General features: G+C 68.5%; 24 protein-coding genes. 18 read left to right on the top strand and 6 right to left on the bottom strand.

Annotated features, from left to right (window positions below; all coding sequences use genetic code 11):
• The first annotated feature begins 375 nt into the window (after positions 1 to 375).
• From kdpF to RMT89_RS35965, 10 genes are all read left to right on the top strand, one after another.
• Positions 376 to 465, top strand: coding sequence for a K(+)-transporting ATPase subunit F (gene kdpF, locus RMT89_RS36005; protein WP_016434100.1), 90 nt, complete (start codon positions 376 to 378; stop codon positions 463 to 465).
• A 6-nt stretch (positions 466 to 471) separates the two neighbouring features.
• Positions 472 to 2,136: a potassium-transporting ATPase subunit KdpA gene (gene kdpA, locus RMT89_RS36000; protein WP_315887967.1), complete on the top strand. Its 1,665-nt coding sequence runs from the start codon at positions 472 to 474 to the stop codon at positions 2,134 to 2,136.
• Positions 2,133 to 4,217, top strand: a complete 2,085-nt coding sequence (kdpB, locus tag RMT89_RS35995; RefSeq protein ID WP_315887966.1) for a potassium-transporting ATPase subunit KdpB — start codon at positions 2,133 to 2,135, stop codon at positions 4,215 to 4,217. The genes kdpA and kdpB overlap by 4 nt, the downstream gene beginning before the upstream one ends.
• A gap of 6 nt (positions 4,218 to 4,223) precedes the next feature.
• Positions 4,224 to 4,856 carry a potassium-transporting ATPase subunit C gene (locus RMT89_RS35990; RefSeq protein ID WP_315887965.1) on the top strand — a complete coding sequence of 211 codons (633 nt, stop codon included), beginning with the start codon at positions 4,224 to 4,226 and terminating at the stop codon, positions 4,854 to 4,856.
• 249 nt (positions 4,857 to 5,105) lie between these two features.
• Positions 5,106 to 5,306, top strand: coding sequence for a hypothetical protein (locus tag RMT89_RS46165; protein ID WP_399498618.1), 201 nt, complete (start codon positions 5,106 to 5,108; stop codon positions 5,304 to 5,306).
• Positions 5,307 to 5,310: 4 nt separating this feature from the next.
• On the top strand, positions 5,311 to 5,436 hold the full coding sequence (locus tag RMT89_RS35985; protein WP_399498616.1) for a hypothetical protein: 126 nt from the start codon (positions 5,311 to 5,313) through the stop codon (positions 5,434 to 5,436).
• Positions 5,437 to 5,616: 180 nt separating this feature from the next.
• Entirely contained in the window at positions 5,617 to 6,912 is a 1,296-nt protein-coding gene (locus RMT89_RS35980; RefSeq protein ID WP_315887970.1) for an extracellular solute-binding protein, read from the top strand.
• A 6-nt stretch (positions 6,913 to 6,918) separates the two neighbouring features.
• Complete coding sequence (locus RMT89_RS35975) at positions 6,919 to 7,923, top strand: sugar ABC transporter permease (RefSeq protein ID WP_315887964.1); 1,005 nt, start codon at positions 6,919 to 6,921, stop codon at positions 7,921 to 7,923.
• 68 nt (positions 7,924 to 7,991) lie between these two features.
• Entirely contained in the window at positions 7,992 to 8,756 is a 765-nt protein-coding gene (locus RMT89_RS35970; protein ID WP_315887969.1) for a carbohydrate ABC transporter permease, read from the top strand.
• Positions 8,757 to 8,818: 62 nt separating this feature from the next.
• Positions 8,819 to 9,856, top strand: coding sequence for an endo-1,4-beta-xylanase (locus tag RMT89_RS35965; RefSeq protein WP_315887963.1), 1,038 nt, complete (start codon positions 8,819 to 8,821; stop codon positions 9,854 to 9,856).
• Here the strand turns inward: RMT89_RS35965 and RMT89_RS35960 are convergent, their stop codons facing one another.
• The 3 genes from RMT89_RS35960 to RMT89_RS35950 all read right to left on the bottom strand — a co-directional run bounded on the left by RMT89_RS35960 (position 9,857) and on the right by RMT89_RS35950 (position 12,210).
• Positions 9,857 to 10,879, bottom strand: a complete 1,023-nt coding sequence (locus tag RMT89_RS35960) for a LacI family DNA-binding transcriptional regulator (protein WP_315887962.1) — start codon at positions 10,877 to 10,879, stop codon at positions 9,857 to 9,859. It lies immediately after the preceding gene.
• 211 nt (positions 10,880 to 11,090) lie between these two features.
• On the bottom strand, positions 11,091 to 11,297 hold the full coding sequence (locus RMT89_RS35955) for a DUF5999 family protein (protein ID WP_315887961.1): 207 nt from the start codon (positions 11,295 to 11,297) through the stop codon (positions 11,091 to 11,093).
• Between the two features lie 328 nt (positions 11,298 to 11,625).
• Positions 11,626 to 12,210, bottom strand: a complete 585-nt coding sequence (locus tag RMT89_RS35950) for a hypothetical protein (RefSeq protein ID WP_315887960.1) — start codon at positions 12,208 to 12,210, stop codon at positions 11,626 to 11,628.
• 548 nt (positions 12,211 to 12,758) lie between these two features.
• On the opposite strand from RMT89_RS35950, the gene RMT89_RS35945 reads away from it, so the two are divergent.
• Together RMT89_RS35945 and RMT89_RS35940 are read left to right on the top strand one after the other, a co-directional pair.
• Entirely contained in the window at positions 12,759 to 14,276 is a 1,518-nt protein-coding gene (locus tag RMT89_RS35945) for a glutamate--cysteine ligase (RefSeq protein WP_315887959.1), read from the top strand.
• Between the two features lie 90 nt (positions 14,277 to 14,366).
• Positions 14,367 to 15,167 (top strand): type II CAAX endopeptidase family protein, encoded by an 801-nt coding sequence (locus tag RMT89_RS35940; RefSeq protein ID WP_315887968.1) that lies wholly within the window; start codon positions 14,367 to 14,369, stop codon positions 15,165 to 15,167.
• A 158-nt stretch (positions 15,168 to 15,325) separates the two neighbouring features.
• On the opposite strand, the gene RMT89_RS35935 is transcribed toward RMT89_RS35940, so the two are convergent.
• Positions 15,326 to 16,135 (bottom strand): PhzF family phenazine biosynthesis protein, encoded by an 810-nt coding sequence (locus tag RMT89_RS35935; RefSeq protein ID WP_315887958.1) that lies wholly within the window; start codon positions 16,133 to 16,135, stop codon positions 15,326 to 15,328.
• 157 nt (positions 16,136 to 16,292) lie between these two features.
• On the opposite strand from RMT89_RS35935, the gene RMT89_RS35930 reads away from it, so the two are divergent.
• From RMT89_RS35930 to RMT89_RS35910, 5 genes are all read left to right on the top strand, one after another.
• On the top strand, positions 16,293 to 17,045 hold the full coding sequence (locus tag RMT89_RS35930; RefSeq protein WP_315887957.1) for a TnsA-like heteromeric transposase endonuclease subunit: 753 nt from the start codon (positions 16,293 to 16,295) through the stop codon (positions 17,043 to 17,045).
• A 278-nt stretch (positions 17,046 to 17,323) separates the two neighbouring features.
• Positions 17,324 to 18,922 (top strand): transposase, encoded by a 1,599-nt coding sequence (locus tag RMT89_RS35925; RefSeq protein ID WP_315887956.1) that lies wholly within the window; start codon positions 17,324 to 17,326, stop codon positions 18,920 to 18,922.
• Positions 18,919 to 19,968 (top strand): TniB family NTP-binding protein, encoded by a 1,050-nt coding sequence (locus RMT89_RS35920; protein WP_315887955.1) that lies wholly within the window; start codon positions 18,919 to 18,921, stop codon positions 19,966 to 19,968. The genes RMT89_RS35925 and RMT89_RS35920 overlap by 4 nt, the downstream gene beginning before the upstream one ends.
• A 634-nt stretch (positions 19,969 to 20,602) precedes the next feature.
• The gene (locus RMT89_RS35915) at positions 20,603 to 21,061 is read left to right on the top strand and encodes a TniQ family protein (RefSeq protein WP_315887954.1); all 459 of its coding nucleotides are present in this window, start codon (positions 20,603 to 20,605) and stop codon (positions 21,059 to 21,061) included.
• 85 nt (positions 21,062 to 21,146) lie between these two features.
• Positions 21,147 to 21,734 (top strand): hypothetical protein, encoded by a 588-nt coding sequence (locus tag RMT89_RS35910; protein WP_315887953.1) that lies wholly within the window; start codon positions 21,147 to 21,149, stop codon positions 21,732 to 21,734.
• Between the two features lie 429 nt (positions 21,735 to 22,163).
• Here the strand turns inward: RMT89_RS35910 and RMT89_RS35905 are convergent, their stop codons facing one another.
• Together RMT89_RS35905 and RMT89_RS35900 are read right to left on the bottom strand one after the other, a co-directional pair.
• Positions 22,164 to 22,595 carry a hypothetical protein gene (locus RMT89_RS35905; RefSeq protein ID WP_315887952.1) on the bottom strand — a complete coding sequence of 144 codons (432 nt, stop codon included), beginning with the start codon at positions 22,593 to 22,595 and terminating at the stop codon, positions 22,164 to 22,166.
• A 76-nt stretch (positions 22,596 to 22,671) separates the two neighbouring features.
• Positions 22,672 to 23,049, bottom strand: a complete 378-nt coding sequence (locus tag RMT89_RS35900; protein ID WP_315887951.1) for a hypothetical protein — start codon at positions 23,047 to 23,049, stop codon at positions 22,672 to 22,674.
• 1,133 nt (positions 23,050 to 24,182) lie between these two features.
• On the opposite strand from RMT89_RS35900, the gene RMT89_RS35895 reads away from it, so the two are divergent.
• Positions 24,183 to 24,532: transposase (locus RMT89_RS35895; protein ID WP_315887950.1), on the top strand; the 350-nt coding region annotated here is incomplete at its 3' end.

The following is a 24,532-nucleotide window of genomic DNA, read 5'->3' as shown; positions in this document are numbered from 1 at the left end:
GAAATCAACCTGTCCTGACCAGCGCCAGCCCGACAGACGTCACTCAGACCAGTGACGTGCGGAGGATGGGGCTAGAGGCCGCCGGGGCGGGGGCGGAGGGCCTTGACGGGACGCTGACGAGCCGTTGCCCGTTCTTGACGGCCGTCAGGCGGCTTTCGGCCGCCTCCGTAAGAGAACCGTCAAGGGCGGTCGGCGGGCCGTCAGGGAGCCGTCAACAGCGGTCGTATCCGGCCACGGAAGAGGTTCGCTCTAACCGTCCCTGTTCCACACCGAACCTCAACTCCAGGAGTTCACGATGGCCGATCTGGCCTTCGTCGCCACCACGGTCGCGCTCTTCGCGCTGGTGGCTCTCGCCGCCAAGGGGGTGGCCAAGCTGTGACCGCCGAGAACATCGTCGGCCTTGTCGTGGCCGTCGCCCTGCTGGGCTATCTCGTCCTCGCCCTGATCTTCCCGGAGAGGTTCTGAGCGCAGATGGGTCCCGTACTCGCCGGCGTGCTTCAGCTGCTGGCGCTGATGGGGGCGCTGGCCCTCGTCCATGTCCCCCTGGGCAATTACATGGCCAAGGTCTACTCCTCCGACCGGCACTGGCGCGTCGAGAAGTGGATCTACCGGGGGATCGGCGCCGACCCCGACACGCAGATGCGCTGGCCCGCATACCTGCGTGGCCTGCTGGCCTTCTCGCTCATCGGGGTGCTCTTCCTGTACGCCCTGCAACGGCTCCAGGGCGTGCTGCCCGGCTCGCTGGGGTTCGCCTCGATCGATCCGGACCAGGCCTTCAACACCGCCGTGTCCTTTGTCACCAACACCAACTGGCAGTCGTACTACGGCGAACAGGCCATGGGCCATGTCGTGCAGACCGCCGGTCTCGCCGTGCAGAACTTCGTGTCGGCCGCGGTCGGCATCGCCGTCACCGTGGCGCTGGTACGGGGGTTCGCGCGCTCGGGTACCGGTGAACTCGGCAACTTCTGGGCCGACCTGGTCCGTGGGGTCGTACGCATTCTCGTCCCGCTGGCCGTCGTCGCCGCGCTCGTGCTCGTCGCGTGCGGGGTCATCCAGAACTTCTCCGGCATTCATGAGGTCGGGCAGTTCATGGGCGGATCGCAGCAGTGGAACGGGGGCGCCGTCGCCTCGCAGGAGGCCATCAAGGAACTCGGCACCAACGGCGGTGGCTACTTCAACGCCAACTCCGCCCACCCGTTCGAGAATCCGACGCCGTTCTCGAACCTCTTCGAGATCTTCCTGATCCTGGTCATCCCGTTCTCCCTGACCCGGACCTTCGGCGTCATGGTCGGCTCGGTCAGGCAGGGCTACGCCATCCTCGCCACCATGGGCACCATCTGGCTCGGCTTCGTCGCGCTGATGATGTGGACCGAGTTCTCCCACCACGGGCCCGCGCTCCAGTTGGCGAACGGTGCGATGGAGGGCAAGGAGGTCCGCTTCGGCATCGGCGGATCGTCGATCTTCGCGGTGTCGACCACGCTCACCTCGACCGGCGCGGTGGACTCTTTCCACTCGTCCTTCACCGGGCTGGGCGGCGGCATCACCATGCTCGGCATGATGCTGGGCGAGATCGCTCCCGGCGGTACCGGCTCCGGTCTCTACGGCATGCTCATCATGGCCGTGATCGCGGTGTTCATCGCCGGTCTGATGGTCGGCCGTACGCCCGAGTACCTCGGCCGGAAGATCGGCACCCGCGAGATCAAGCTGGCGGCCTGCTACATCCTCGTCACCCCGGCGCTGGTGCTCGTCTTCACCGCGTTCGCGCTGGCCCTGCCGACCCCGGCCCATTCCATGACCAACAGCGGGGCGCACGGATTCTCCGAGATCCTCTACGCCTACACGTCCGCCGCCAACAACAACGGCTCGGCCTTCGCCGGTCTGAACGCGGACACGCAGTGGTTCAACAGCACCCTCGGCCTGTGCATGCTGCTCGGCCGGTTCCTGCCGATGGTGTTCGTGCTGGCGCTGGCCGGCTCGCTCGCCGAGCAGCGGCCGGTGCCGGTCACCGCCGGCACCCTGCGCACCGAGAAACCGCTGTTCACCGGCCTGTTGGTGGGCGCGATCCTGATCATCACCGGGCTGACCTACTTCCCGGCGCTCGCGCTGGGACCGCTCGCCGAGGGGTTGGCGGCATGACCATCGACGTAACGAATCACGAGGACTCCATGTCCACAGCCGCCCCGACGCGGGCGCCGCAGGTCGGCGTCGGCCTGTTCGATCCCCAGCAACTGCTCAGGTCGCTGCCGGACGCCTTCCGCAAGCTCGACCCCCGGGTGATGATCAAGTCTCCCGTGATGTTCGTGGTGCTGGTCGGCTCGGTGCTGACGACCGTGTTCTCCTTCAAGGACCCCGGGGACTGGTTCGGTTGGGCGATCAGCGCCTGGCTGTGGCTGACGGTGATCTTCGCGAACCTCGCGGAGGCCGTGGCCGAGGGGCGCGGCAAGGCCCAGGCCGACACCCTGCGCAAGGCCAAGACCGACACGGTGGCCCGCAAGGTCGACGGGACCGTGGTCGCCGGTACCGAGCTGAGGGTCGGCGATCTGGTCGTCTGCGAGGCGGGCGATGTCATTCCGGGCGACGGGGACGTCGTCGAGGGCGTGGCCAGCGTCGACGAGTCGGCGATCACCGGAGAATCGGCGCCCGTCATACGCGAGTCGGGCGGTGACCGCTCGGCCGTCACCGGCGGGACGAAGGTGCTCTCCGACCGGATCGTCGTGAAGATCACGACCAAGCCGGGGGAGACCTTCATCGACCGGATGATCAGTCTGGTGGAGGGCGCCGCTCGGCAGAAGACGCCGAACGAGATCGCGCTGAACATCCTGCTGGCGTCGCTGACGATCGTCTTCCTGCTCGCCTGCGCCACGCTGCCGCCGTTCGCCGACTACGCGGGCACCCACCTGACCATGGTCGTGCTGGTGGCACTGCTGGTCTGTCTGATCCCGACCACCATCGGCGCGCTGCTCTCCGCGATCGGCATCGCCGGTATGGACCGTCTCGTGCAGCGCAATGTGCTCGCGATGTCCGGGCGTGCGGTCGAGGCGGCCGGTGACGTCTCCACGCTGCTGCTCGACAAGACCGGCACCATCACGCTCGGCAACCGGCAGGCGGCGGAGTTCGTGCCGGTCCGCGGGGTCACGACGGCCGAGCTCGCCGACGCCGCCCAGCTGTCGTCGCTGGCCGACGAGACGCCCGAGGGGCGCTCCGTCGTCGTCCTGGCGAAGGAGCGGTTCGGGCTGCGGGAGCGCCACGAGGGCGAGTTGGCGCACGCCCGGTGGATTCCCTTCACCGCTCAGACCCGGATGTCGGGTGTGGACGTGGACGGGCGCAAGGTGCGCAAGGGCGCGGCCGGTTCGGTGTTGGCCTGGGTGAGTGAGCAGGGCGGTGAAGTCGCCGAGGACGCCAAGGAGTTGACCGAGGGGATAGCCGAGGAGGGCGGTACGCCGCTGCTGGTCGCGGTCGAAGATGCCGACGGGGCCCGGGTGCTGGGCGTCATCCATCTCAAGGACGTCGTCAAGGACGGGATGCGTGAGCGGTTCGACGAGCTGCGTCGTATGGGCATCAAGACCGTCATGATCACGGGTGACAACCCGCTGACCGCCAAGGCGATCGCCGAGGAGGCGGGCGTCGACGACTTCCTCGCGGAGGCCACTCCCGAGGACAAGATGGCGCTGATCAAGCGGGAGCAGGCCGGCGGAAAGCTGGTCGCGATGACCGGCGACGGGACGAACGACGCCCCGGCGCTGGCCCAGGCGGACGTCGGCGTGGCGATGAACACGGGGACGTCGGCCGCCAAGGAGGCCGGCAACATGGTCGACCTCGACTCCGATCCGACGAAGCTCATCGAGGTCGTGGAGATCGGCAAGCAGTTGCTGATCACTCGGGGTGCGCTGACGACGTTCTCCATCGCCAACGACGTCGCGAAGTACTTCGCGATCATCCCGGCGCTGTTCGCGGCCGTCCGTCCCGGACTGGACAAGCTGAACATCATGGGGCTGTCCTCGCCGGACTCGGCGATCCTGTCCGCGGTCGTCTTCAACGCGCTGATCATCATCGCGCTGGTGCCGCTCGCGCTGCGCGGGGTGCGGTACCGGCCGATGAGCGCGGACCGGATGCTCCGCCGCAACCTCGCGATCTACGGCCTCGGCGGACTGATCGCGCCGTTCATCGGCATCAAGCTCATCGATCTGATCGTCTCGCTGATCCCCGGGATCGGGTGAAGGACCATGAACAACTCTGTGGTGAACACTGGACGGTTGCTGGGCGCGGCGCTTCGGGCGTTGCTTGTGTTGACCGTGCTCACAGGCGTTCTCTATCCGCTGGCCGTCACTGGTGTCGCGCAGGCGCTCTTCAACACCAAGGCGAACGGCTCGGAGGTGAGGGCGGACGGCCGGGTCGTCGGCTCTGCCCTGATCGGACAACAGGGTTACAGCCTGGACTACTTCCAGCCCCGCCCCGCCAACGGACTGGGTGTGAACTCGGTCAACACCCAGTACCGGCTGATCCTCTCCGGCGCGACCAATCGCTCCGCGGACAGTCCCGACCTCATCCAGTGGGTCAAGGCGGCCAAGGCCAAGGTCGTCAAGGACAACTCGACCGCCGACTACAGGGTCAGGCCCTCCGACGTCCCCGCCGATGCCGTCACCTCCTCCGGCTCCGGCCTGGACCCGGACATCTCCCCGGCGTATGCCGGCCTCCAGGTCCACCGGGTCGCCGAGCGCAACGGCCTGTCCGTCGCCCGCGTCGAGAAGCTGGTCGCCGACCACACCGAGGGCCGCGCCCTCGGCTTCATCGGCGAGCCCCGCGTGAACGTCCTTGAACTCAACATCGCGCTCAAGGAGTTGGCCCGCGCCAACTGAAGTGACGGGGCCTGCGGACCTTCATTGCCCACCTCCGCGGGCCCCCTCACAGTCCGTTCCGTAATGTTCGCCAACCAGGCCGAATGTTTCGCTCAGGCTCCGGAAACTGCGGGGCGCCGCGCCTCTACCGCATCGGCGAGTGGTGCTACCTGATGGTCGCCGAGGGCGGCACCGCGGACGGGCACGGCGTGTCGATCGCCCGGGTGCTCGCCGTGAGGGCCCTTCGCAGCGGTCCCGCACAACCTCGTGGTGTCCCACATCGAGCCGCACACCGACAGCGTCAGCGTGTCGGTCCGGATCGGCCTGCTGGGCGGGTGTGTACCCCAACTCCCCGTGCCCGCAGGGCCCGTGACCCTCGCCGTCGAGTTCCGTACGGCCGACGCGCCGCCGCCCGCGGAGGGCCTCCGCCCCGGCGGCCCCGACACGCTCGACTTCCGTCGAAAGCCCTGAAGGCGTGAGCGCGCTCTCCACGCAGGTCGCGGGCGGCTTCACCGGGCGCGTGATCGGCATGTACGTCACTGAGGGCAGCGCGGCTCTCGACGGGTTCGCGTACCTGGAGCGGGACCCCGGGGCCCGCTGATCCCAACTCCCATTCGACCGTGGTCGGGTCACAGCCCGGATTCCCCGTGTACGAGGGGTTGCCACCCATCAGGCGCTGTCTCTAGGGTGCGGCAGCAGCGAAGCTTTCTGGATTCACACCGAAACTTTCGTAACCCCTGGTGGACGGAGACGCGCCGTCCCGGATCTCAAGGAGCGCATGATGGGCGACCCGGCACTCTCCCGCCGCGGCTTCCTGGCGGCCTCCGCCGCGGCCGGTCTGAGCATGACGGCACTCAGCGGCTGTGGCGGCGACTCGGACGGAGGGTCGTCCGACGGCACGACCACGGTCGAGTGGTGGAACATCTCCACCACCCAGCCCACTAAGGACGTCTGGGCAGGGCTCGCGTGGAAGTTCGAGGCGCAGAACCCCAAGGTGAAGATAAAGATCGTCCAGCTGGAGAACGACGCCTACAAGTCGAAGATGACGGCGCTGACCGCCTCCGGGAAGCTCCCGGACATCTTCCACACCTGGGGCGGCGGCGTGCTCAAGCAGCAGGTCGAGGCGGGCCTCGTCGAGGACCTGACGGACCGCACCAAGGACTGGGCCGGCGGACTGCTGCCGGTGGCGAAGGAGCCGTACCTGATCGACGAGCAGCTCTACGGCATCCCGTTCGACATCGGCATGATCGGCTTCTGGTACAACAAGGCGCTCTTCAAGAAGGCGGGCATCAGCGCGCCCCCGGACACCTGGGGCGGCTTCCTGGAAGCCGTCGGCAAGCTGAAGTCCGCCGGTATCACGCCCCTCGCCCTGGCGGGCAAGGAGACCTGGACCGGCATGTACTACTGGGCGTACCTCGCCATGCGGACCGCGGGCGCCGAAGCGCTGGAGAAGGCGAACGAGGACAAGGACTTCAGCGGGGCCGACTTCGTCCAGGCCGGTGAGCACCTCAAGGAACTCGTCGACCTCCAGCCGTTCCAGAAGGGGTTCCTCGGCGCCGCCTACTCCAGCCCCACCGGCCAGGCCGCCGCCGTCGGCAACGGCAAGGCGGCGATGGAACTCATGGGCCAGTGGGCGCCGGTGGTGCAGGCGGACTCCGGCAAGGGCCTCGGCGACGACCTCGGCTTCTTCCCGTTCCCCGCGGTCGAGGGCGGCAAGGGCGCGATCACCGAGGTGTTCGGCGGGGGCGGCGGACACGCCCTTCGGCAAGGCGCCCCGCAGGCCGCCGTTGACTTCCTGAAGTTCTTCGCCTCCGAGGCGACGGACCTGGAGCTGGTCAAGAAGACCGGCGCCCTGCCGGTGGTACCGGCCGCCGAGAAGGCCATCAGTGACCCCAACATCAAGGCCGTACAGGCGCAGTTGAAGGCGTCCACCGGCTTCCAGCTCTACCTGGACCAGGCGTACGCGCCCGCCCTCGGCCAGCAGGTCAACGACAGCGTGGGAGCCCTGATCGCCGGTTCCAAGTCCCCGGAGCAGGTCACCGAGTCGATCACGCAGACCGCGAAGGAAGAGCAGTAGGCCCCGATGACCTCCACGTTCCTTCCGGACAAACGGACCGGACCCGGTGCCGACCTCCCGCCCCCGCCCCCGGCCGCGGTCGCGGCCCGGGGGCGGGCCCGGCGGCGGGCGCTCAACTGGCTCACCGCGGTCGGGTTCCAGGTACCCGCCCTCCTGCTGTTCGGCGTCCTCGTCCTCCTGCCGATCCTGTTCGCGCTGTACGCCGCCTTCTTCCGGTGGGGCGGCTTCGGCATGCCCTCCGACTACATCGGCGTCGACAACTTCACCCGGCTCTTCGACGACCCGGTCTTCCTCGGCGACCTGTGGCGCTGTCTGGTGCTGGTCGTACTCTCGCTCGCGCTGCAACTGCCGTTCGCGCTCGCCATGGCAGTAGCGCTCAACCAGCGCATGCGCGGCCGGGCCATGTACCGGATGCTCTTCTTCGCGCCGTACGTGCTCTCCGAGGCCATCACCGGCGTGCTGTTCGCCATGATCTTCGCCCCGGACGACGGCCTCGCCGACCAGATCCTCGGCGGGGTCGGCCTCGACGGTCTCGGCGGTGAGTGGTTCGCCGACCCGGACATGGTGATGGCGACCCTGTTCCTGGTCATGACCTGGAAGTACTTCGGCTTCCACATGATGCTCTACCTGGCCGGACTCCAGGCCATCCCACGGGAGTTGGAGGAGGCGGCGCTGATCGACGGCGCCGGGCCCTGGCAGCGGTTCCGCAATGTCACCCTGCCGCTGCTCGCGCCGACCCTGCGGATCAGCGTCTTCCTGTCCGTCATCGGGGCGATCCAGCTCTTCGATCTGGTGTGGGTGGTCACCGCGGGCGGACCCGACCACCACTCCGAGACCATGGCCGTGACCATGTTCCAGTTCGGCTTCAAGCGCTACCAGGTCGGCTACGCCAGCGCGATCAGCGTGGTCATGTTCGGCATCAGCCTCGTCTTCGCCCTCGCCTACCAGCGGTTCGTGCTCCGCCGGGACCTGGAAGGCGCGACCACGACCATGCGGGGAGGCAGCAAGTGACGGTACGACACAAGACACGCAGGCGAACCCTTCCGCTGCACCTCGCACTGATCACGGTCGGCGCGGTGATGGGCCTGCCGCTGCTCTACGCGGTGGTCTCCGGCTTCAAGTCCACCGACCAGCTCTCCCGCAACCCCATCGGGCTGCCCGACCCCTGGGCGACCGGCAACTACACCGACATCCTTGCCTCCAGCGACTTCTGGCGGCTGGTCGGCAACAGCACCCTGATCGCGGTGGCCACCACCGTCATCGTCGTCGCGGCCTCCGCGCTCGCCGCCTTCTCCTTCGCCCGGTTCGCCTTCCGCGGCCGGGAGCTCCTGTTCACCCTGTTCACCATGGGGCTGATGTTCCCCTTCGCGGTGGCGGCGCTGCCGTTGTTCCTGCTGCTGCGTTCGATGAACCTGCTGGACAACCCGCTCGGTGTGATCCTGCCCCAGGCCGCCTTCGGGCTGCCGATGACCATCATCATCCTGCGCGGCTTCTTCCGGCAGATCCCCGGTGAGCTGGAGGAGGCGGCCACGCTCGACGGCTGCGGTCCGCTGGGGTTCTTCTGGCGGGTGCTGCTGCCCATGGCGCGGCCCGCGCTCGGCACTGTCTCGGTCCTCGCCGTGGTGACCAGCTGGAACAACTTCTTCCTGCCGCTGCTGGTGTTCACCGACTCGACGTGGTGGACCATCCCCATCGGTGTCCAGCAGTTCCAGGGCCAGTACTCCGCGGACACGGCCCGCGTCTTCGCCTACCTCGTCCTCGCCATGGTCCCCGCCCTGGCCTTCTACTCCGTCGCCGAGCGCCAGCTCGTCGGCGGCCTCACCGCCGGTGCCACGAAGGGATGACCGCGCCCGCGGACGTACGGCTCACCCACACCCCCTGTTCGTGATTCGTGAGGAGTCGCACCATGCGCAAGAACCGTCTCAGACTCGTCGGCGCCGTCGCCGCAATGCTGGTCGCCGTCACCGGCACGGCCGCCCAGGCCCATGACGAGGAGCCGCCCACGCTCGCCGAACTCGCCCAGCGCCACGGCCGCTACTTCGGCAGCGCCACCGACAACCCCGAGCTCACCGACGCCCCGTACGTCTCGCTTCTCGGCAGCGAGTTCGACCAGATCACCCCCGGCAACGGCATGAAGTGGTACGCCACCGAACCCCAGCAGGGCGTCTTCGACTTCTCCAAGGGCGACGAGATCGTCGACCTCGCCCGCGCCAACCGCCAGAAGGTCCGCGGCCACACCCTGGTCTGGCACAGCCAGCTGCCCAGCTGGCTCACCGAGCGCGAGTGGACGGCGCCCGAGCTGAGGGCCGTACTCAAGAAGCACATCCAGACGGAGGTACGGCACTACCGCGGCAAGGTCTTCGCCTGGGACGTCGTCAACGAGGCCTTCAACGAGGACGGCACCTACCGGGAGACGATCTTCTACAAGACCCTCGGCCCCGGCTATATCGCCGACGCCCTGCGCTGGGCCCGCCAGGCCGACCCGCGCGTGAAGCTGTACCTCAACGACTACAACATCGAGTCGATTGGCCCGAAGAGCGACGCCTACTACAAACTCGCCAAGGAGCTGAAGGCGCAGGGCGTGCCGCTGGACGGCATCGGCTTCCAGGCCCACCTCGCGCTCCAATACGGCTATCCGACCACGCTGGAGGACAATCTCCGACGCTTCTCGAAGCTCGGTCTCGACACCTCGCTGACCGAGGTCGACATCCGCATGTATCTGCCCGCGGACGAGGAGAAGCTGGCCACACAGGCCGCGTGGTACCGGGATCTGACCAAGGCGTGCCTGGCCGTGCGCCGGTGCGTGGGCATCACGCTGTGGGATTACACGGACAAGTATTCGTGGATCCCGGCCTTCTTCGAGGGCGAGGGCGCGGCTCTGCCGTGGGACGAGCAGCTCCAGCCCAAGCCCGCGTACTACGCGATCCGGGAGGCGCTCAAGTAGTCATCGTCGAGCGGACGGTGGTGCGGTGCTCGACCGCACCACCAGTTCCGTACCCAGCTCCACCCGAGGCGAGTCCGGCTGTTCCCCGGCGGCCAGCTTCAGCACGGTGCGGACGGCCAGCTTGCCCATGTCGGCGAGCGGCTGGCGCACGGTGGTGAGCGGCGGCGCCGACCAGCGCACTTCCGGAAGGTCGTCGAAACCGACGACGCTCATGTCCTCCGGGACTCTCAGGCCCCGCCGGCGCAGTGCCTCGATCGCGCCGAGCGCCATCTGGTCGCTGGCCGCGAACACGGCGGTCGGCGGTTCGGGCAGATCGAGCAGCGCGGTGCAGCCCGTACAGCCGGTTTCGGGACGGAAGTCGCCGGGGACGACCAGACAGTCGTCCACCGCGAGCCCGGCGCCCTCCAGCGCGGCGCGGTAGCCGTCGAAGCGGGCCCGTGAGCACAGCAGCCGCGGCGGGCCCGCGATCAGGCCGATCCTGCGGTGGCCGAGAGCCAGCAGATGCTCCGTGGCGGCGAGGCCGCCGGACCAGTTCGCGGCGCCGATCGTGGGCACGTCCAGGACGGGGGAGCCCGCCGGGTCGACCACCACCAGCGGGACGCCGAGCATCCGCAACTCCTCGTGCAGCACCGGCTCCAGGACCGAGGTGACGAGGACGACGCCGTCGGAGGCGCGGGCCCGCAGATTGCGCATCCACTCCCGGGCGTCGCCCGAGCGGCCGTGGATCGCCGACACCACGGTGCCGACCCCGGCCGCGTGCGCCACCTCCTCCACCCCGCGGATGATCTCCACGGCCCAGGGGCTGTCGAGGTCGTTGAAGACCAGGTCGAGAAGTGCCGCCGGGGCCGCGGAGGCCCGTTTGCGGTACCCGTGGGTGCGCAGCAGGTCCTCGACGCGGGCTCGGGTCCGCGGTGACACGTCGGACCGGCCGTTCACGACCCGGGACACGGTCGGCACCGAGACCCCCGCCTGCCGGGCGATCTCCGTGATGGTGACCTTGGCCTCGGCGTGTTCCTCTGACAACTGCCCACCTCCGTCGACCCGTTGCCGAAAACTTCCAGAAGTCTTCCGGAAAACCGGGGCCCGTGGAAGGGAGAAGCGGCCCGGACCGCAGCACACACGGGGGACTACGCGGAGTGACCACCTCCGGACATGCGTCGGGGCCGGTGCGCAGAACGGGTCTGCGGGCCGGCCCCCAAGGTCTCCGGGCGGCCGATGGGCCGCCCGGCCGCGCTCAGGCCGCGGTCATCACCTGCTCGGCGCCCAATGGGCGGTGCGGGGCGATGATCTGGCCGTCGGGCAGGAGCTCACCGGTGTCCTCGAAGAGCAGAACGCCGTTGCACAGCAGGCTCCAGCCCTGTTCCGGGTGGTGCGCCATGAGGCGCGCCGATTCCCGGTCGGCGGAGTCTGCGGAGGGACACGGTGGCTGGTGCTGGCACATGGATGGGATCTTTCGCTCTGACGTGATGTTCATGGCCGCCCCCGTTGCGACAAGTGGTTCGAACCCAGTGTTGCCCCACGGGCGTCAATCCGCAGGGATTTCGGTGCACCGCTTCTCACAGGTTGATGACGCATCACTCGCGCGGACGGTTCATCCCAACTGCACTGTCATTTCGGGTGGTTCAGGGGGGCCGGATAGGGCTAGTCCAAGCAGGTCGGGGGCTCTGCGGAGCGCCCTGACGCTCGTACGAGCGAACGGGTGCCGTACACACCGCCGTACCCCGCGGCCGGCGACCGGCGGCGGGGTACGGAGAGGCCGGACGGGCGCGTCAGGCGGGTGAGCCGAGGAGCGGCGCCGGAGTCACGCGATGGGTCAGTACCGGGAGCAGATCGGCGACCTGGTGCGGTCGGTGGGCCGCGATTCCGGGCGGTGCCGGGGCCAGCGGTACCAGCAGGTCCGTGGGCGCGGGATGGCCGGCGGTGGCGTCGGCGGCGATGTCGCCGTGCAGCCACAGGGTCAGCATGTACAGGCCGGGGACGGACAGCAGCCGGGGCTGGTAGGACTGCGGCATCGTCTCGGCCTGGCGCAGCGCGCGCTCGGTGGAGGTGATGTACGGGCCCTCGAAGAAGTGCGAGAAGGCCCAGCCGTCGGGGGTCAGCCGGGTCTCGGCGGCGGCGACGGCGCGGTCGCCGCAGCGGATCAGGAACCGCCAGCCGGCGAGCCGGGTGGCGGAGGGGCCGGTGGCGGTGATGCCGTCCAGGACGTGCACCGGCAACGGCAGTTCGGGGGTGGCGGGTCCCTGTGCGGCGCGCAGGGAGGGAGTTCGGGCCTCGCGGACCGCGGTGGGGGACCCGAGTGCGGTGAGGACGGAGCGAAGTGCGGGCGAGGGAGCCGGGGGGACATGCAGCGGCATGGTGGGTCGCCTCTCATTCAAAAGGCACGGTGGCGCGAGGGCGGGGCGGACGGCGCTGTCAGCTCGCGGGGGCAAAGAGGCGTGGGCCGAGGTCAGGGTGCGTGGGTGTGCGTGAGGCCTGCCGTACGTCCATCTCTACGGCAGGTCCTCCGACCGGGCGCCAACCTTCTGCCTTGTCCGCGAAGTTTATACGACATGTGTTCAGTGAGTGTTTCGTCTAGCCGTTTCCGGCGCACTCGGCAAGGGCGCATTCGGACGGCGATCCGCGGGAATCATCCCGATTTCAGAAGGAGTGTAAGGCGATGACCTCGGGAAAGACGCGAGAAGCGGTCGGCCAATTCTCGTCGGCGTTTTTCACGAGTTCGACGCCTGCCCGAAACTGCACACTGCCCCATGCCTGGCGAATGTGCCGCGGGTCACGTCCGACAGCCTAGCGGGCGGCGGGCTGCGCCGTGACGTTATCGATCGCTTCGGCTGGGCATCATCCCACCTGACCCGGACACCGGCGGCCGGATCTTCGGCCCGCCCAATCGAGGAGGGACGCTTCGATGGGGGAGAAGGTCGTGGCAGGTCGGTTCGATCTGTCCGACCGCCAGCACTACCGCGACAAGCTCCGGAAGTGTCTGGCGGGCCTGGAGCGGCTTCTGGCGGAGAAGCGGTTCGATCGCCCGAAGAACCTCATGGGGCTTGAGATCGAATTGAATCTCGCTGGAGCCGACGGCATGCCGAGAATGTTGAATGCACAGGTTCTTGAGCGGATCGCGAGCCGGGATTTCCAAACAGAACTCGCCATGTTCAACCTGGAAGTCAACATAGCCCCACACCGGCTGGGCGGCCGGGTTTTCGACCGGCTCGCCGAGGAACTCCGCACCTCTTTGGCATATGCCGACCGAAAAGCCGGAGAGCTGGACGCGGGAATCATGATGATCGGCATTCTGCCGACTCTCGACCGGGACGACCTGGTCTCCTCCAACCTCTCCGACGTCGACCGTTACACACTGCTCAACGACCAGATCGTGGCCGCCCGCGGCGAGGACTTCGTGCTCGACATCGACGGCGTGGAGCATCTCGTCTGCACCTCGAAGTCGATAGCGCCCGAGGCCGCCTGCACCTCGGTCCAACTGCACCTCCAGGTCACCCCGGCCCGCTTCGCCGACGTCTGGAACGCCGCCCAGGCCGTCGCCGCCGCGCAGGTCGCGGTCGGCGCGAACTCGCCCTTCCTGTTCGGCCGCGAGCTCTGGCGCGAGTCCCGCCCCCCGCTGTTCCAGCAGTCCACCGACACCCGCCCGCCCGAACTCCAGGCCCAGGGCGTCCGCCCGCGCACCTGGTTCGGGGAACGCTGGATCTCCTCCGCCTACGACCTCTTCGAGGAGAACCTGCGCTACTACCCCGCCCTCCTGCCGATCTGCGACGACGAGGACCCGCTCCAGGTGCTGGACGAGGGCGGAGTCCCCTCGCTCGCCGAACTCGTCCTGCACAACGGCACGGTGTACCGCTGGAACCGCCCGGTCTACGGCATCGCCGACGGCGTCCCGCACCTGCGCGTGGAGAACCGCGTCCTGCCCGCGGGCCCCACCATCACGGACGTCATCGCCAACGCGGCCTTCTACTACGGCGTCATCCGCGCCCTCGCCGAGGAACCGCGCCCGGTGTGGACCCGGCTGCCGTTCGAGGCGGCCGCCGCCAATTTCGACACCGCCTGCCGGCACGGCATCGACGCCCGCCTGCAGTGGCCCCGGCGCGGCCGGTACGGCGGCACCACGGAGATCGACGCGGCCACCCTCGTACGCGACGAACTGCTGCCGCTCGCCGAGGCCGGTCTTGACGCGTGGGGCGTCGAGCCCGCCGACCGGGACCTGTATCTCGGGGTCGTCGAGGAGCGGTGCCGACGCCGCGCCAACGGAGCCTCCTGGCAGTCCGCCACCTTCCATCGGGCCCTGGAGCAGGGGCTGTCCCGGGACGCGGCCCTGGCCGCGACGACCCGCCGCTACCGCGATCTGATGCACCTGGGCGATCCGGTCCACACCTGGCCGGTGGGGCTCCCGGAGGCCGTGCGTCTGGGCTGAGGGGTGCCTGAACGGGGGTCGCCGCCGACCGCCTCATACTGTTCGGGCAAGCTGTGACGTCCGATGACGGTAGTGCCCCTGGGAGGCAGTGTGCAGGCGGAGGCGGGCCCCGTGGCCGATTCATTCCCGCAGGAGGGGCCCGCGCGCCGGATCCTCCGTGACGAGATGCTGCTGGTCCTGGCCGTCTCGCTCGGGGCGAGCGGTGTCTCCGCACTCATCAGTTTCATCGGCTCGGTCACCAAACCCGGCGGCCTGAAGGACCAGGCGGCCACCCTCAACGCCTCAGCCGCTCCCGGCCGGCCCTGGCTGGACCTCGCCTGGCAGCTCTTCGGGATCACGACCTCCCTGGTACCCGTGCTCCTCGTCGCGCACTTCCTGCTGCGCGAGGGCAGCAGTCTGCGGGCCCTCGGCTTCGACCGCACCCGCCCCTGGTCGGACCTCGGCCGAGGAGCCGCCGTCGCCGCGGTCATCGGCAGCAGTGGCATCGCCTTCTATCTCGCCGCCCGGGGTCTGGGTTTCAACCTGACCGTGGTCCCCGAGGCGCTGCCCGACGTGTGGTGGAAGTACCCCGTGCTCGTCCTGTCGGCGCTGCAGAACGCGATCCTCGAACAGGTCATCGTCGTCGGCTATCTGCTGCGCCGACTCCAGCAGTTGGGCTGGACGCCCGGGCGCGCGTTGGTCGCCAGCTCCGTGCTGCGCGGGTCGTACCACCTCTACCAGGGCATCGGCGGCTTCCTCGGGAACATGGTGATGGGCGTGGTGTTCGTCTACCTCTACCGCCGCTGGGGCCGGCTCGGCCCGCTGGTGGTGGCGCACTCGCTGCTCGACATCGGCGCGTTCGTCGGATACGCGCTGCTCGCGGGGAAAGTCGACTGGCTGCCGACGGTCTGAGGGGGCGCAGGAAAAGATCCGTACGCCCCTGGGCAATACACCTAGAAGTGTCCTGAAGATCTTGCTTGGGACGCCCCGATCGCCCAGGTTCGCCCGCAAAAGTCGATCGGGGCAATCCGGTGCAAGTCGGGCGGGTTTTCAAGATTCTCAGTGGTCTCCTAGGCCAGCAGCTCCCCGTCGATCACCGTGACCGCGCGGCCGCTCAGCAGGGTGCGGTCGCCGCGTACCTCCGTGCGGACGAAACCCGAGCGGGGGGAGGCCTGGAGACCGGTGAGGTCGGCGCGGCCGAGGCGCTCGGACCAGAACGGGGCCAACGCGGTGTGGGCGCTGCCGGTGACCGGGTCCTCGTCGATGCCGACGTTGGGGAAGAAGCAGCGGGAGACGAAGTCATAGCCCCGTGAGGGGTCCTCGGCCCGGGCCGTGGCGATGATGCCGCGCTCGGAGAAGGCGCCGAGGGCTTTGTGGTCGGGGGTCAGGCCGCGGACGGTCTTCTCGTCGGCGAGTTCCACCAGCAGGTCGCCCACGTTCGGGCCGGTGTCGACGGCGGCCAGCGGCTCGGCGCCCAGTGCCCCGGCGACCCTGTCCGGGATCTCGGCCGCGGTGAGCGGGGCGGTCGGGAAGTCCAGGGTGAACGAGCCGTCCTCGCGGGGCGCGGCGGCCAGGACGCCACTGCGGGTCGCGAACCGCACCGGGCCCTCGTGGGCGCAGGTGGTGTGCAGGACGTGGGCCGTCGCGAGCGTGGCATGGCCGCACATCGCCACCTCCGTGGCGGGCGTGAACCAGCGCAGCGCCCAGTCTGCCTCCGCGTCCTCGGGCAGCCGGTGGGCGAACGCGGTCTCGGCGTGGTTGACCTCCATGGCGACCTTCTGAAGCCAGTCGTCGGCCGGGAACGCGTCGAGGATCAGGACCCCGGCGGGGTTCCCGGCGAAGGGGCGGTCGGTGAAGGCGTCGACGATTCGGATGCGCATGCGTCGACGTTAGAGGGGCGGCAAAGGCGCAGGCCAAGGCCAATTCCGGGTTACTGTCCCGTCTCACTCAATCGAGTCGTTTTCTCAGCGAACCGAGTCGTTCGGGCTTCTGTCTCAGCGAACCTAGTCGCGCGGTTGAGGGCGCTGGGGGTGCTGGATGGCTGTACCTGCTGGGGTGGATCAGGCGGGGCCGTGCGTCGAGTTGTCGTACGTGGACGTAGCGCACGGACGCCGTCGGCGTCCGCTGCGGGACTGTGTGACGGGCCGGTTCGAGGATGTCAATCCGGTACGTGCGTTCAGCTGGTCGCGCGGTCAGCGTCATTTCCCGGGCTGGTACTGGTCGGCGACGACCGGGCGGCACGTCGGCTTCGAGTCGTGGCTGGAGCGGGACCGGCTGCTGCTGATGGACTTCGACCCGAGCGTGGTGGGGATCAGCTCGCAGCCGTTCTGGCTGCACTGGCATGACGGTGAGCGGGAGCGCCGGCACGCCCCGGACTACTTCATCCGCCGCGCGGACGGCTCCGCCGTGGTCGTCGATGTCCGTGCGGACGAGCGGATCGAGCCGAAGGACGCCGAAGCATTCGAGGTGACGCGCCTGGTCTGTGCCCAGGCCGGGTGGAGGTTCGACCGGCTGGGGATACCGGACGCGGTGCTGCTGGCGAATATCCGGTGGCTGTCGCGCTACCGGCACCCGCGGTGTCTGCACGACCCGGCCGCGGCCAGGCTCCGGGAGGTCTTCTCTATCCCGGGGCCGCTGATGGTGGGGGCGGATATGGCAGGGGACCGGCTGAGGACGCTGCCGGTGCTGTTCCACCTCCTCTGGCTTCAGGTCCTGACCGCCGAGGACATGACGGTCGAGTTGCTGGGACCTCGCACGATCGTGCACTTGGCCAGCGGAGTTGACCGGTGACCGGGAAGAGGCGGGTGCCGCCGACCTCCCGGATCGCGGAGTTCCCCGCAGCTGCCGCCGAGCAGGCCCGCTGGTGGGAGAGGCACATCCTGTAGGTCCTGCACGGTCTGCCGCCAGATGCTCCGGAAGGGACCAGGCCGCGGCCGGAGTTCGACCCGAAACGGCACTCGCTGGCCCAGCGCGAGCGGGCCAAGGCCGCCGAGCTGACGGCGGCCGGGCACCAGGTGTCGGCCAGTGGCATCAAGCAGCGGCGCCAGCGTTACCAGCGGGATGGGCTGGTGGGGCTGGCGGACGGCCGGTCGGCCAAGCAGATGCAGGCCTTCGGCCAGGTCGACCCGGTGGTGGTGGAGGCGATGCGACAGGCGATCGCCGAGACCGCCGACGCGTCGTCGAGAACCATCGGCTTCACTCTCTGGCGGACCCAACAGATTCTGTCCGGCAGGAAGGAGACCGCCGAGGTTGAGCTGCCGTCTCGGGCCACGCTCTACCGGCTGTTCGACAGACTCGCCGTCGGCACCCACGCCACCGGGTCGGCCCGCACCCGCCGCTCGGTCGGGGCACGTCCGTCCGGGCCGTTCGGCGAAGTACCGGCCAGTGCGCCCGGCGAGCTGATGCAGATCGATTCCACGCCGATGGACGTGCTGGTGCGGCTGGATGACGGCGTCGCCGAGAAGGTTGAGCTGACGGCCATGGTCGACATTGCCACCAGGTCGATCACCGCGGCGGTGCTGCGGCCCTCCACGAAGGCCGCGGACGCCTCCGCGTTGCTGGCTCGCAGTGTTACCCCGGAGGCGATGCGTCCGGGCTGGGCCGAAGCCCTGCGGATGTCCCGGTCAGCGTTGCCGCACCGGCGACTGCTGAGCATCGACGAGCGCCTGGAGCACGCAGCTGCGCGCCCGGTGATCGTGCCGGAGACGATCGTCTGCGACCACGGCAGCGTGTTCATTTCGCACGCATTCAGGTCGTCCTGCCGTTACCTGGGCATCAACCTTCAGCCGGCACACAAGGCGACGCCGACTGACAAGGGCACGATCGAGAAGACCCTGGGCTCCGTGGCCACGTTGTTCGCTCAGTTCGTCGCCGGATACACCGGCTCGACGACAGAACGCCGGGGCCGCGGCCTGGAAGACGGGCCGCTGTGGTCGCTGCCCGAACTTCAGAACCTTCTCGACGAGTGGATCATTGCCGTCTGGCAAACGAGGCCCCACGACGCCCTGCGCGACCCGGACGCACCGGGGCGGGCGTTCTCGCCGAACGAGAAGTACGCGACGCTGCTTGAATCCTGCGGATACGTGCCGGTGCCGCTCGGCGGAGAGGACTACGTCGAATTGCTGCCCGAGCGCTGGCAGGCGATCAACGCCTACGGGATCCGCATCAAGCACCGCACCTACGACAGCCCGGAGTTGAACCCGTTGCGCCGCCAGAGCTCAGGGGTGACGGCGAAGAAGGGTCTGTGGGAGGTCCACTACGACCCCTACGACGTCTCCCGGATCTGGGTACGCGACACCCGCGCTGATCGGTGGATCACCGTGTTCTGGAAACACCTGCACCGCGTCGGCGTCCCCTTCGGTGAGCTGGCCTGGGACCACGCTCGCGCCCAGGTCCCCGGCGGCAGCGAGGAAGAGATCGCGGATGCGGCCGCGGCTCTGCTGCGGCGAGCCCACGACGGTCCGGCTGCGGAACAGGATCGTCCGGCCAAGCGTTCGCGGCGCGACCGACGTGTCGCCGCTCGTACTCGGGCTACTTCGACCGACCGTCCTGTCCCCGATCCGCCGGTCACCGAGCCCGAATGCGACAACGAGCCGGACACGGGGCTTGCCGATGTCATCCCGCTGGGTCTGTTCGACCCACTCGCCAATCCTTGGAGGCGCACGTGACCCCCTCCTGCCCAGCGGCCGGGCCCACGACAGTGCAGGAGGCCGACGCCGAGGCGAACCGGCAGTTGACCACTCTGGCCGGTTGGCGAAGGTTCGTCGAGGGTCCGCCCCCGCCCCCGGTGCGGCTGTCCCCGAGTGAACTGCGGCAGTTATCACCGACAGAGCGGGACCTCTACGACGAGGACCGCCTCGACCATCACGCCCGGATGCTCACGGTCTCCACGTCGTTCGTGGAGAGGACGCGGATCTGCGGCCGTCGCCTGGTCCTGCTGAACCGGCACGCGATCAGTGCCCGCCGCGGGCTGATGGTCTCGGGGCTTCCCGGCACAGGGAAGACCAGCGCCATCGCCCAACTCGGCCGCGCTCACGAACTTCTCGACCGGGCCCGTCACCCGGAAATCACCGACCGTATCCCCGTCCTCTACATCACCGTTCCGCCCGCTGCGACCGCCCGCATGGTCGCGGCCGAGTTCGCCCGGTTTCTGGGACTGCCGGTCCGTCCCCGGTCGAACATGACCGACATCATCGAGGCTGTGGTGGGTGTCTGCACCGACACCCGCACGGGTCTCGTGATCGTCGACGAGATCCACAACATCTCGCAGAGGGCCCAGGCCGGCGCCGAGGTCTCCGACACCTTGAAGTACTTCTCCGAGCGCATCCCCGCCACCTTCGTCTACGCCGGAATCGACTCGGAGACCAGTGAACTGCTGGTCGGCACGCGGGGCGCTCAGATCGCAGGTCGCTTCACTCTCGTCCCCACTGGCCCATTCCCCTACGGCGACGAATGGAAAGGGCTGATCGCGACCATGGAAGAGACCCTGATCCTGCACGACCATCCACCGCGGAGCCTGGTCAAACTGGACCGCTACCTGCACAACCGCACCGACGGGATGATCGGAGCCCTGTCCCACGCCATCCGGGGCGCCGCGATCGACGCGATCCTCAACGGCACGGAACGCGTCACCAAGGAGGGACTCGACGCCATCCCTCTCGATCACGCGGCGGAGTCCGTCCGCCCCGCCCGGAAGCCTGTCAGGCAGCGATGAGCGATATCCCGCCTTCTCGCCTGCCCGTCTACGTTCGCCCAGCCGACGGCGACACCCTCGACTCCTACATCCGCCGCCTCGCACACGCCAACCACCTCCCGCCCACTGATCTGCGCTCCCACCTCTGCGCCATGGGCTCCGTCGGCCCTCCCCTCGTCGAGAAACTGGCCGCAGTCACAGGACGCCCCCTTGCTGACCTGCAACGAGCGCTGATCGATACGCGATGCGGCATCTGCTTCCAGCCCCTGCGCTCCCGGACGGTCAAGGGCCGACCCGCACATTGGTGTTCCGACCACTGCCGCAAGATCGCCCGCCGCAGGCGCGTCCCGCTCTCGCTCCAGGGCGCCCGCCGACACGCCGTCCATAGCGCGCCTTGCGCCCACTGCGGCACCGTCGTCGCACGCAACCGCCCCTTTCGCTGGTGCTCCGAACCTTGCAGGCAGGCCTCTCACGAAGCCCGGTGGGCCAAGGGCCAGTGCGGGCACTGCGGGCAGAATCTGCGACGGAGGGCAAGCTCCTCGCGCGGAAGTGGGCACCAGCCGATGTGGTGTTCACGTATTTGCCGCGTCGCGGCCTACCGTGAACGCCTCAGAGCCCGCCCCGGCCTCAGCCGTCTGCGGGAACTCGACGATTAGTGCCGCCTCTACAGCCGCTTCCGCGCACCGTCCCGCTCTTTCACGACGAGATCCTGGACTCCTTCCTCCGCAGGCTCGCCGCTGCCAACCACCTTCCCGCGGACCAGTTGCTGCCCCTGTTGGAGATCCGCCGCACCAAGAAAACCCAGGTCAACTCGTTCCTTGAGCCTCTCGCCGCCGCGGCCGGAGTCCGTCCAGGCACCCTGGAACTGGCCCTGCCCGAATTTTTCGACGCCGACGCCGACGCCGACGCCGACGCCGACGCCGACGCCGTCGACAAGCCCGGCGCCATCGGCCGTCCGCGTTCAACCTTGCACACCGCCATCCAGCGCCCCGCCTGCCGCCGTTGCACCCACGCCGCAGGCATCACCCGTTCCTACCCCGAGACTGTGAGTCTGTCTCAACGAACCCAGTCCATGCGTCTCACCCAACCGAGTCCACACACGTCAGCGGCATAACGGACGACCAACTTCGTTGAGACAGGACATCACGGGCAGGCCGCGGCGTGGCCCCGTCCGACTCCGTCCACGATGAACGGCCGCCATGACAGTGACCAGGAACCGGCGCCGCGAAGACCAGCTCCGCGCCGACATCCTCAGCGAACTCGCCGAGATCGAAGCCCCGTTGACCGCCCCGGGACGCCCCTCCCGCACCGACCCGAACGGCTGGTCGTACGGCTACAGCGACGACATCGACCGCACCACCCTTGCCTGGGCCACCACCTACCGCAGGCTCACCGACCACCAGCCCGACGCCCCGCGCCTGTCCCACATCTACGCGGCCGACGCACTCCTCCGTGAGTGCCGCGTGACAGGCCTGGCGACGCTCCACCAAGAACTCGCCGGTGGGCCCGTCAACTACCGGTTCACCCGCTGCCCGTACTGCTGGGGCAGCGGTGAGGACCCTGTCGAGGCCACCTGTGACGAGCGTGGATGTCTCCATGGGCTGGACGCCGATCACGAGCATCTGTGCCCCGTATGCCGGGGTGAGGAGTTCGCGCCCGAGTACTTCGGCCCCGACCAGATTCAGCTGATGGACGAGCGCCTCGCGCGGGCCCTCGTCGCCCGGACACCCGCCCCTCGCCCGCCTCTCCGACGGCTCCTCCGTCGCAACCGCGCTGGCCAGCCCTGAGCTGATCAGCCGCTCCCAGCGCGACTGGCAGAGGCCAAGCACCCCGCTCCTTCACCCCTTTCGAGATCAGGAGAGACACCACCATGCGTCGTCCCGACGTCTTCGCCGCTCTGCTCGGACTGACCCTCACCGGCAGCAAGATCGGTGACTCCTCGGTTAACGCGGCGAAAGCCGTGTCCAGCGTCCTCGGTGTCTCGCTGCCGAGGGGAATCCGACGCTCGCTGTCTGTTCGAGGTTCCGCGCGTGCGTCTCGGTTGTCAGGCGTCAATATTGCGCCCCGGAGTGCCCTCCTGGGGGTGGCGGCATGACGTCGGCAACCGTGTTCGCTGCGGTCTTCGCGGTGCTGTTTGCGTCCCATGGGCGCAACTCCCGCTCGATGCGCAAGTGCTCGGCGGCCGTCGTCGCCAAAGCGGCAGGTCAGGACCGCGCTCAGGAACCCTCGACGTCTTCCAGCAGTGCGGCAGGCTCCAGGAACTCGCCGGCGGTGTCGCGGAGCCTGGCCCACCGGTGGGCTGAGCGCGGGGTCATGCCGGTCGACAGCAATCGCAGTTGGTCCATCCTCACCTTGATCCGGTCCGGTAGGGCAGCCGGCAGGGCAGCGAACAGCGGCACGTCGTCTTGTTCCCGCAGGGCGGCTGCCGCGGCCGCGCACCAGGTTGCTGGGGCAGCGGCCGACGCGGAGGCTGTGGCGAGCAGCGCTGCGAGGACCACGCCCTCGACCTGGGCGAGAAACGCGTCTCGCTCGACGTCCCAGGTGCGCAGGCGCTGATCGAGTCGGCGGGCGAAGACAGGATGGGCCGGGCGAGCCTGCATCACCTCGTTGGCAAGACGGTCCGCCGCAGTGATCGGATCAGACGCCATGAGAGGTCCTTCCGGGGTTGGTGCGGGCAGGACGGGGACGTTCGTCGGCATTCTGCCCGCACCAACAGAGCTGCTGTCAGAGGCACTTCACGTTGAGCACCGTGCTGGTGGAGGTGCCGCTGTCGGTTCCTTCATGGACGATCGTCCCGAGAGTCACCGTGCGGTAGGAGTATGTGGTCGAAATCGGGTCACAGCTCAGCGCCGCGGTCGTCGAACGTGCCGGCGGTGGGCACTTGTACTGCCGGGGGCTTTGGGCCGCGGTCTGCCATCCCGGCCCCGAGAGGTAGACCTCGACCTCGGTCTCACTGGCACAGGCATCGGGAGTGCTGGGAACGCATCCGCTGATTCCGCCGGTGCCTGTGATCCTGCCGCCGCTGTAGTTGGGCTTGTTCGCGAACAGCGTGCAGGTGATGACGTGCTGGGGGGAGTCGGCGTCTTCCACCGTCAGGTTCACCGTTGGGTTGGCTGTCGAGGCTCCAGGCGGCGCTGGCTCTGCTGAGGCAGCACTCGCCGCGAATGCGGCAGTGGCGGTGAGAGCGGCGACGAGCAGGTATCGGGTTGCCTGTCTGTGTCCCGACAGTGTTTGCCGGGTGGGGCTTAACGGCACAGTGCCTCCATGGGCGTACCGGTTGACGTCGTCATCTCGTTGTCGACAACGACAGGGATGTCGGACTGTACATGTCACATCGGGCGGAAGGTCCCATTCAATGCGCTGCGTCCAAAAAGGAGCGTGGCTCGACGGGAGTGAGCAAGCGGTTATCGCGGCCCGAGAGGCCAGTCTCGCTTTCACGCTCGCACTGACCAGCCCCACGACGGACAAGGTGCAGCTCCACGCCGTCGTCCGCCCTGCTCGCCATGCGCAGTTGTCTGGCTGGCTGCGCGGACGGCTGAGCGCGAGAGAGGCGCGCCACGACTCTCATGCGCAGACCGTAGCGATCGGCCGTCGGAATTTCATATGTTCGGGAAATTCACTGCCTGGATTCTCGGACAGTGTCCGGAACTCTGCCCCTGCCTGCACACCGCATATCAGAGGGGTGGCGAGTTACGGGCCAGTATCGGAAATTCAAGAGGAATCTATTTGCCTTGGATGGCCCGGCGGTGCCGTTTGGCGCTATATGCACCTTTTGTAAATTCTACATATGCCAACGAAATGGGCGCAAACGTGCGCGTGTTCTGTAGTTGGCAGACCACTTTCCGTGAGGTTAAGGTCACGGGAGCGTGGGCTCCGAGGGGATTGCGGCCCCGTAGACGAAGCCCACGCATTCCATGAAATTCAAGATCCAAGGAGTGTCCTATGAGGTCGCCCCCGAACCCCGGCGGATCCAAACCCCCACGTCGGAGGCTGTTCCGTGTTTTCGACACTAACAGCCGTGACGGAATTAGCCAACGTCACGGACGGGTGGTTCACATCCCTTTCATCGCGGTCCCTGGATGGCGTCCCTTGAAGTGGTGTAGCCGTTCTTGGCCGGTGTGCGCCCCCGGCTCGCCACCGCGTTGCCCCTGGTGGACCGCTCGTGCGCCCTGAACGAGGACGGACCACCGTGCAACTCTCCGCGGTGAACGGTGAATCCGACCGGGAGGTGCACGATGGCCCTGGCCCATGATGACCTGCTCCGCCTTCTGGAGTCACTACGCTCGGCGGACGGACTGGAGATCGTCCGGGCCGCGGCCGAACGAGTCCTGCAAGAACTGATAGAAGCCGAGGCGACACAGCACATCGGTGCCGCATGGGGCGAGCACACCGAGACCCGCACCGCCTACCGCAACGGCCACCGCGAACGGACCCTGACCACCCAGGCCGGCGACCTGGAACTCGCGATCCCCAAGCTCCGCGCCGGCACCTTCTTCCCCAGCCTGCTGGAACGTCGGCGCCGCGTGGACCAGGCCCTCTACGCCGTCATCATCGAGGCATACGTCCATGGCGTGTCCACCCGCAG

This window comes from Streptomyces sp. P17, from assembly GCF_032436805.1.
GTDB lineage: Bacteria > Actinomycetota > Actinomycetes > Streptomycetales > Streptomycetaceae > Streptomyces.
Note: the sequence above shows the minus strand (reverse complement) of the source record. Positions and strands in the feature narration are given on the sequence as shown.

Bases quoted from the DNA above. Each gene is read 5' to 3' on its own strand.
- kdpA (WP_315887967.1), top strand. From the start codon at position 472: ATGGGTCCCGTACTCGCCGGCGTGCTTCAGCTGCTGGCGCTGATGGGG.
- kdpB (WP_315887966.1), top strand. From the start codon at position 2,133: ATGACCATCGACGTAACGAATCACGAGGACTCCATGTCCACAGCCGCC.
- RMT89_RS35990 (WP_315887965.1), top strand. From the start codon at position 4,224: ATGAACAACTCTGTGGTGAACACTGGACGGTTGCTGGGCGCGGCGCTT.
- RMT89_RS35980 (WP_315887970.1), top strand. From the start codon at position 5,617: ATGGGCGACCCGGCACTCTCCCGCCGCGGCTTCCTGGCGGCCTCCGCC.
- RMT89_RS35975 (WP_315887964.1), top strand. From the start codon at position 6,919: ATGACCTCCACGTTCCTTCCGGACAAACGGACCGGACCCGGTGCCGAC.
- RMT89_RS35970 (WP_315887969.1), top strand. From the start codon at position 7,992: ATGGGCCTGCCGCTGCTCTACGCGGTGGTCTCCGGCTTCAAGTCCACC.
- RMT89_RS35965 (WP_315887963.1), top strand. From the start codon at position 8,819: ATGCGCAAGAACCGTCTCAGACTCGTCGGCGCCGTCGCCGCAATGCTG.
- RMT89_RS35955 (WP_315887961.1), bottom strand. From the start codon at position 11,297: ATGTGCCAGCACCAGCCACCGTGTCCCTCCGCAGACTCCGCCGACCGG.
- RMT89_RS35950 (WP_315887960.1), bottom strand. From the start codon at position 12,210: ATGCCGCTGCATGTCCCCCCGGCTCCCTCGCCCGCACTTCGCTCCGTC.
- RMT89_RS35945 (WP_315887959.1), top strand. From the start codon at position 12,759: ATGGGGGAGAAGGTCGTGGCAGGTCGGTTCGATCTGTCCGACCGCCAG.
- RMT89_RS35935 (WP_315887958.1), bottom strand. From the start codon at position 16,135: ATGCGCATCCGAATCGTCGACGCCTTCACCGACCGCCCCTTCGCCGGG.
- RMT89_RS35930 (WP_315887957.1), top strand. From the start codon at position 16,293: ATGGCTGTACCTGCTGGGGTGGATCAGGCGGGGCCGTGCGTCGAGTTG.
- RMT89_RS35910 (WP_315887953.1), top strand. From the start codon at position 21,147: ATGACAGTGACCAGGAACCGGCGCCGCGAAGACCAGCTCCGCGCCGAC.
- RMT89_RS35905 (WP_315887952.1), bottom strand. From the start codon at position 22,595: ATGGCGTCTGATCCGATCACTGCGGCGGACCGTCTTGCCAACGAGGTG.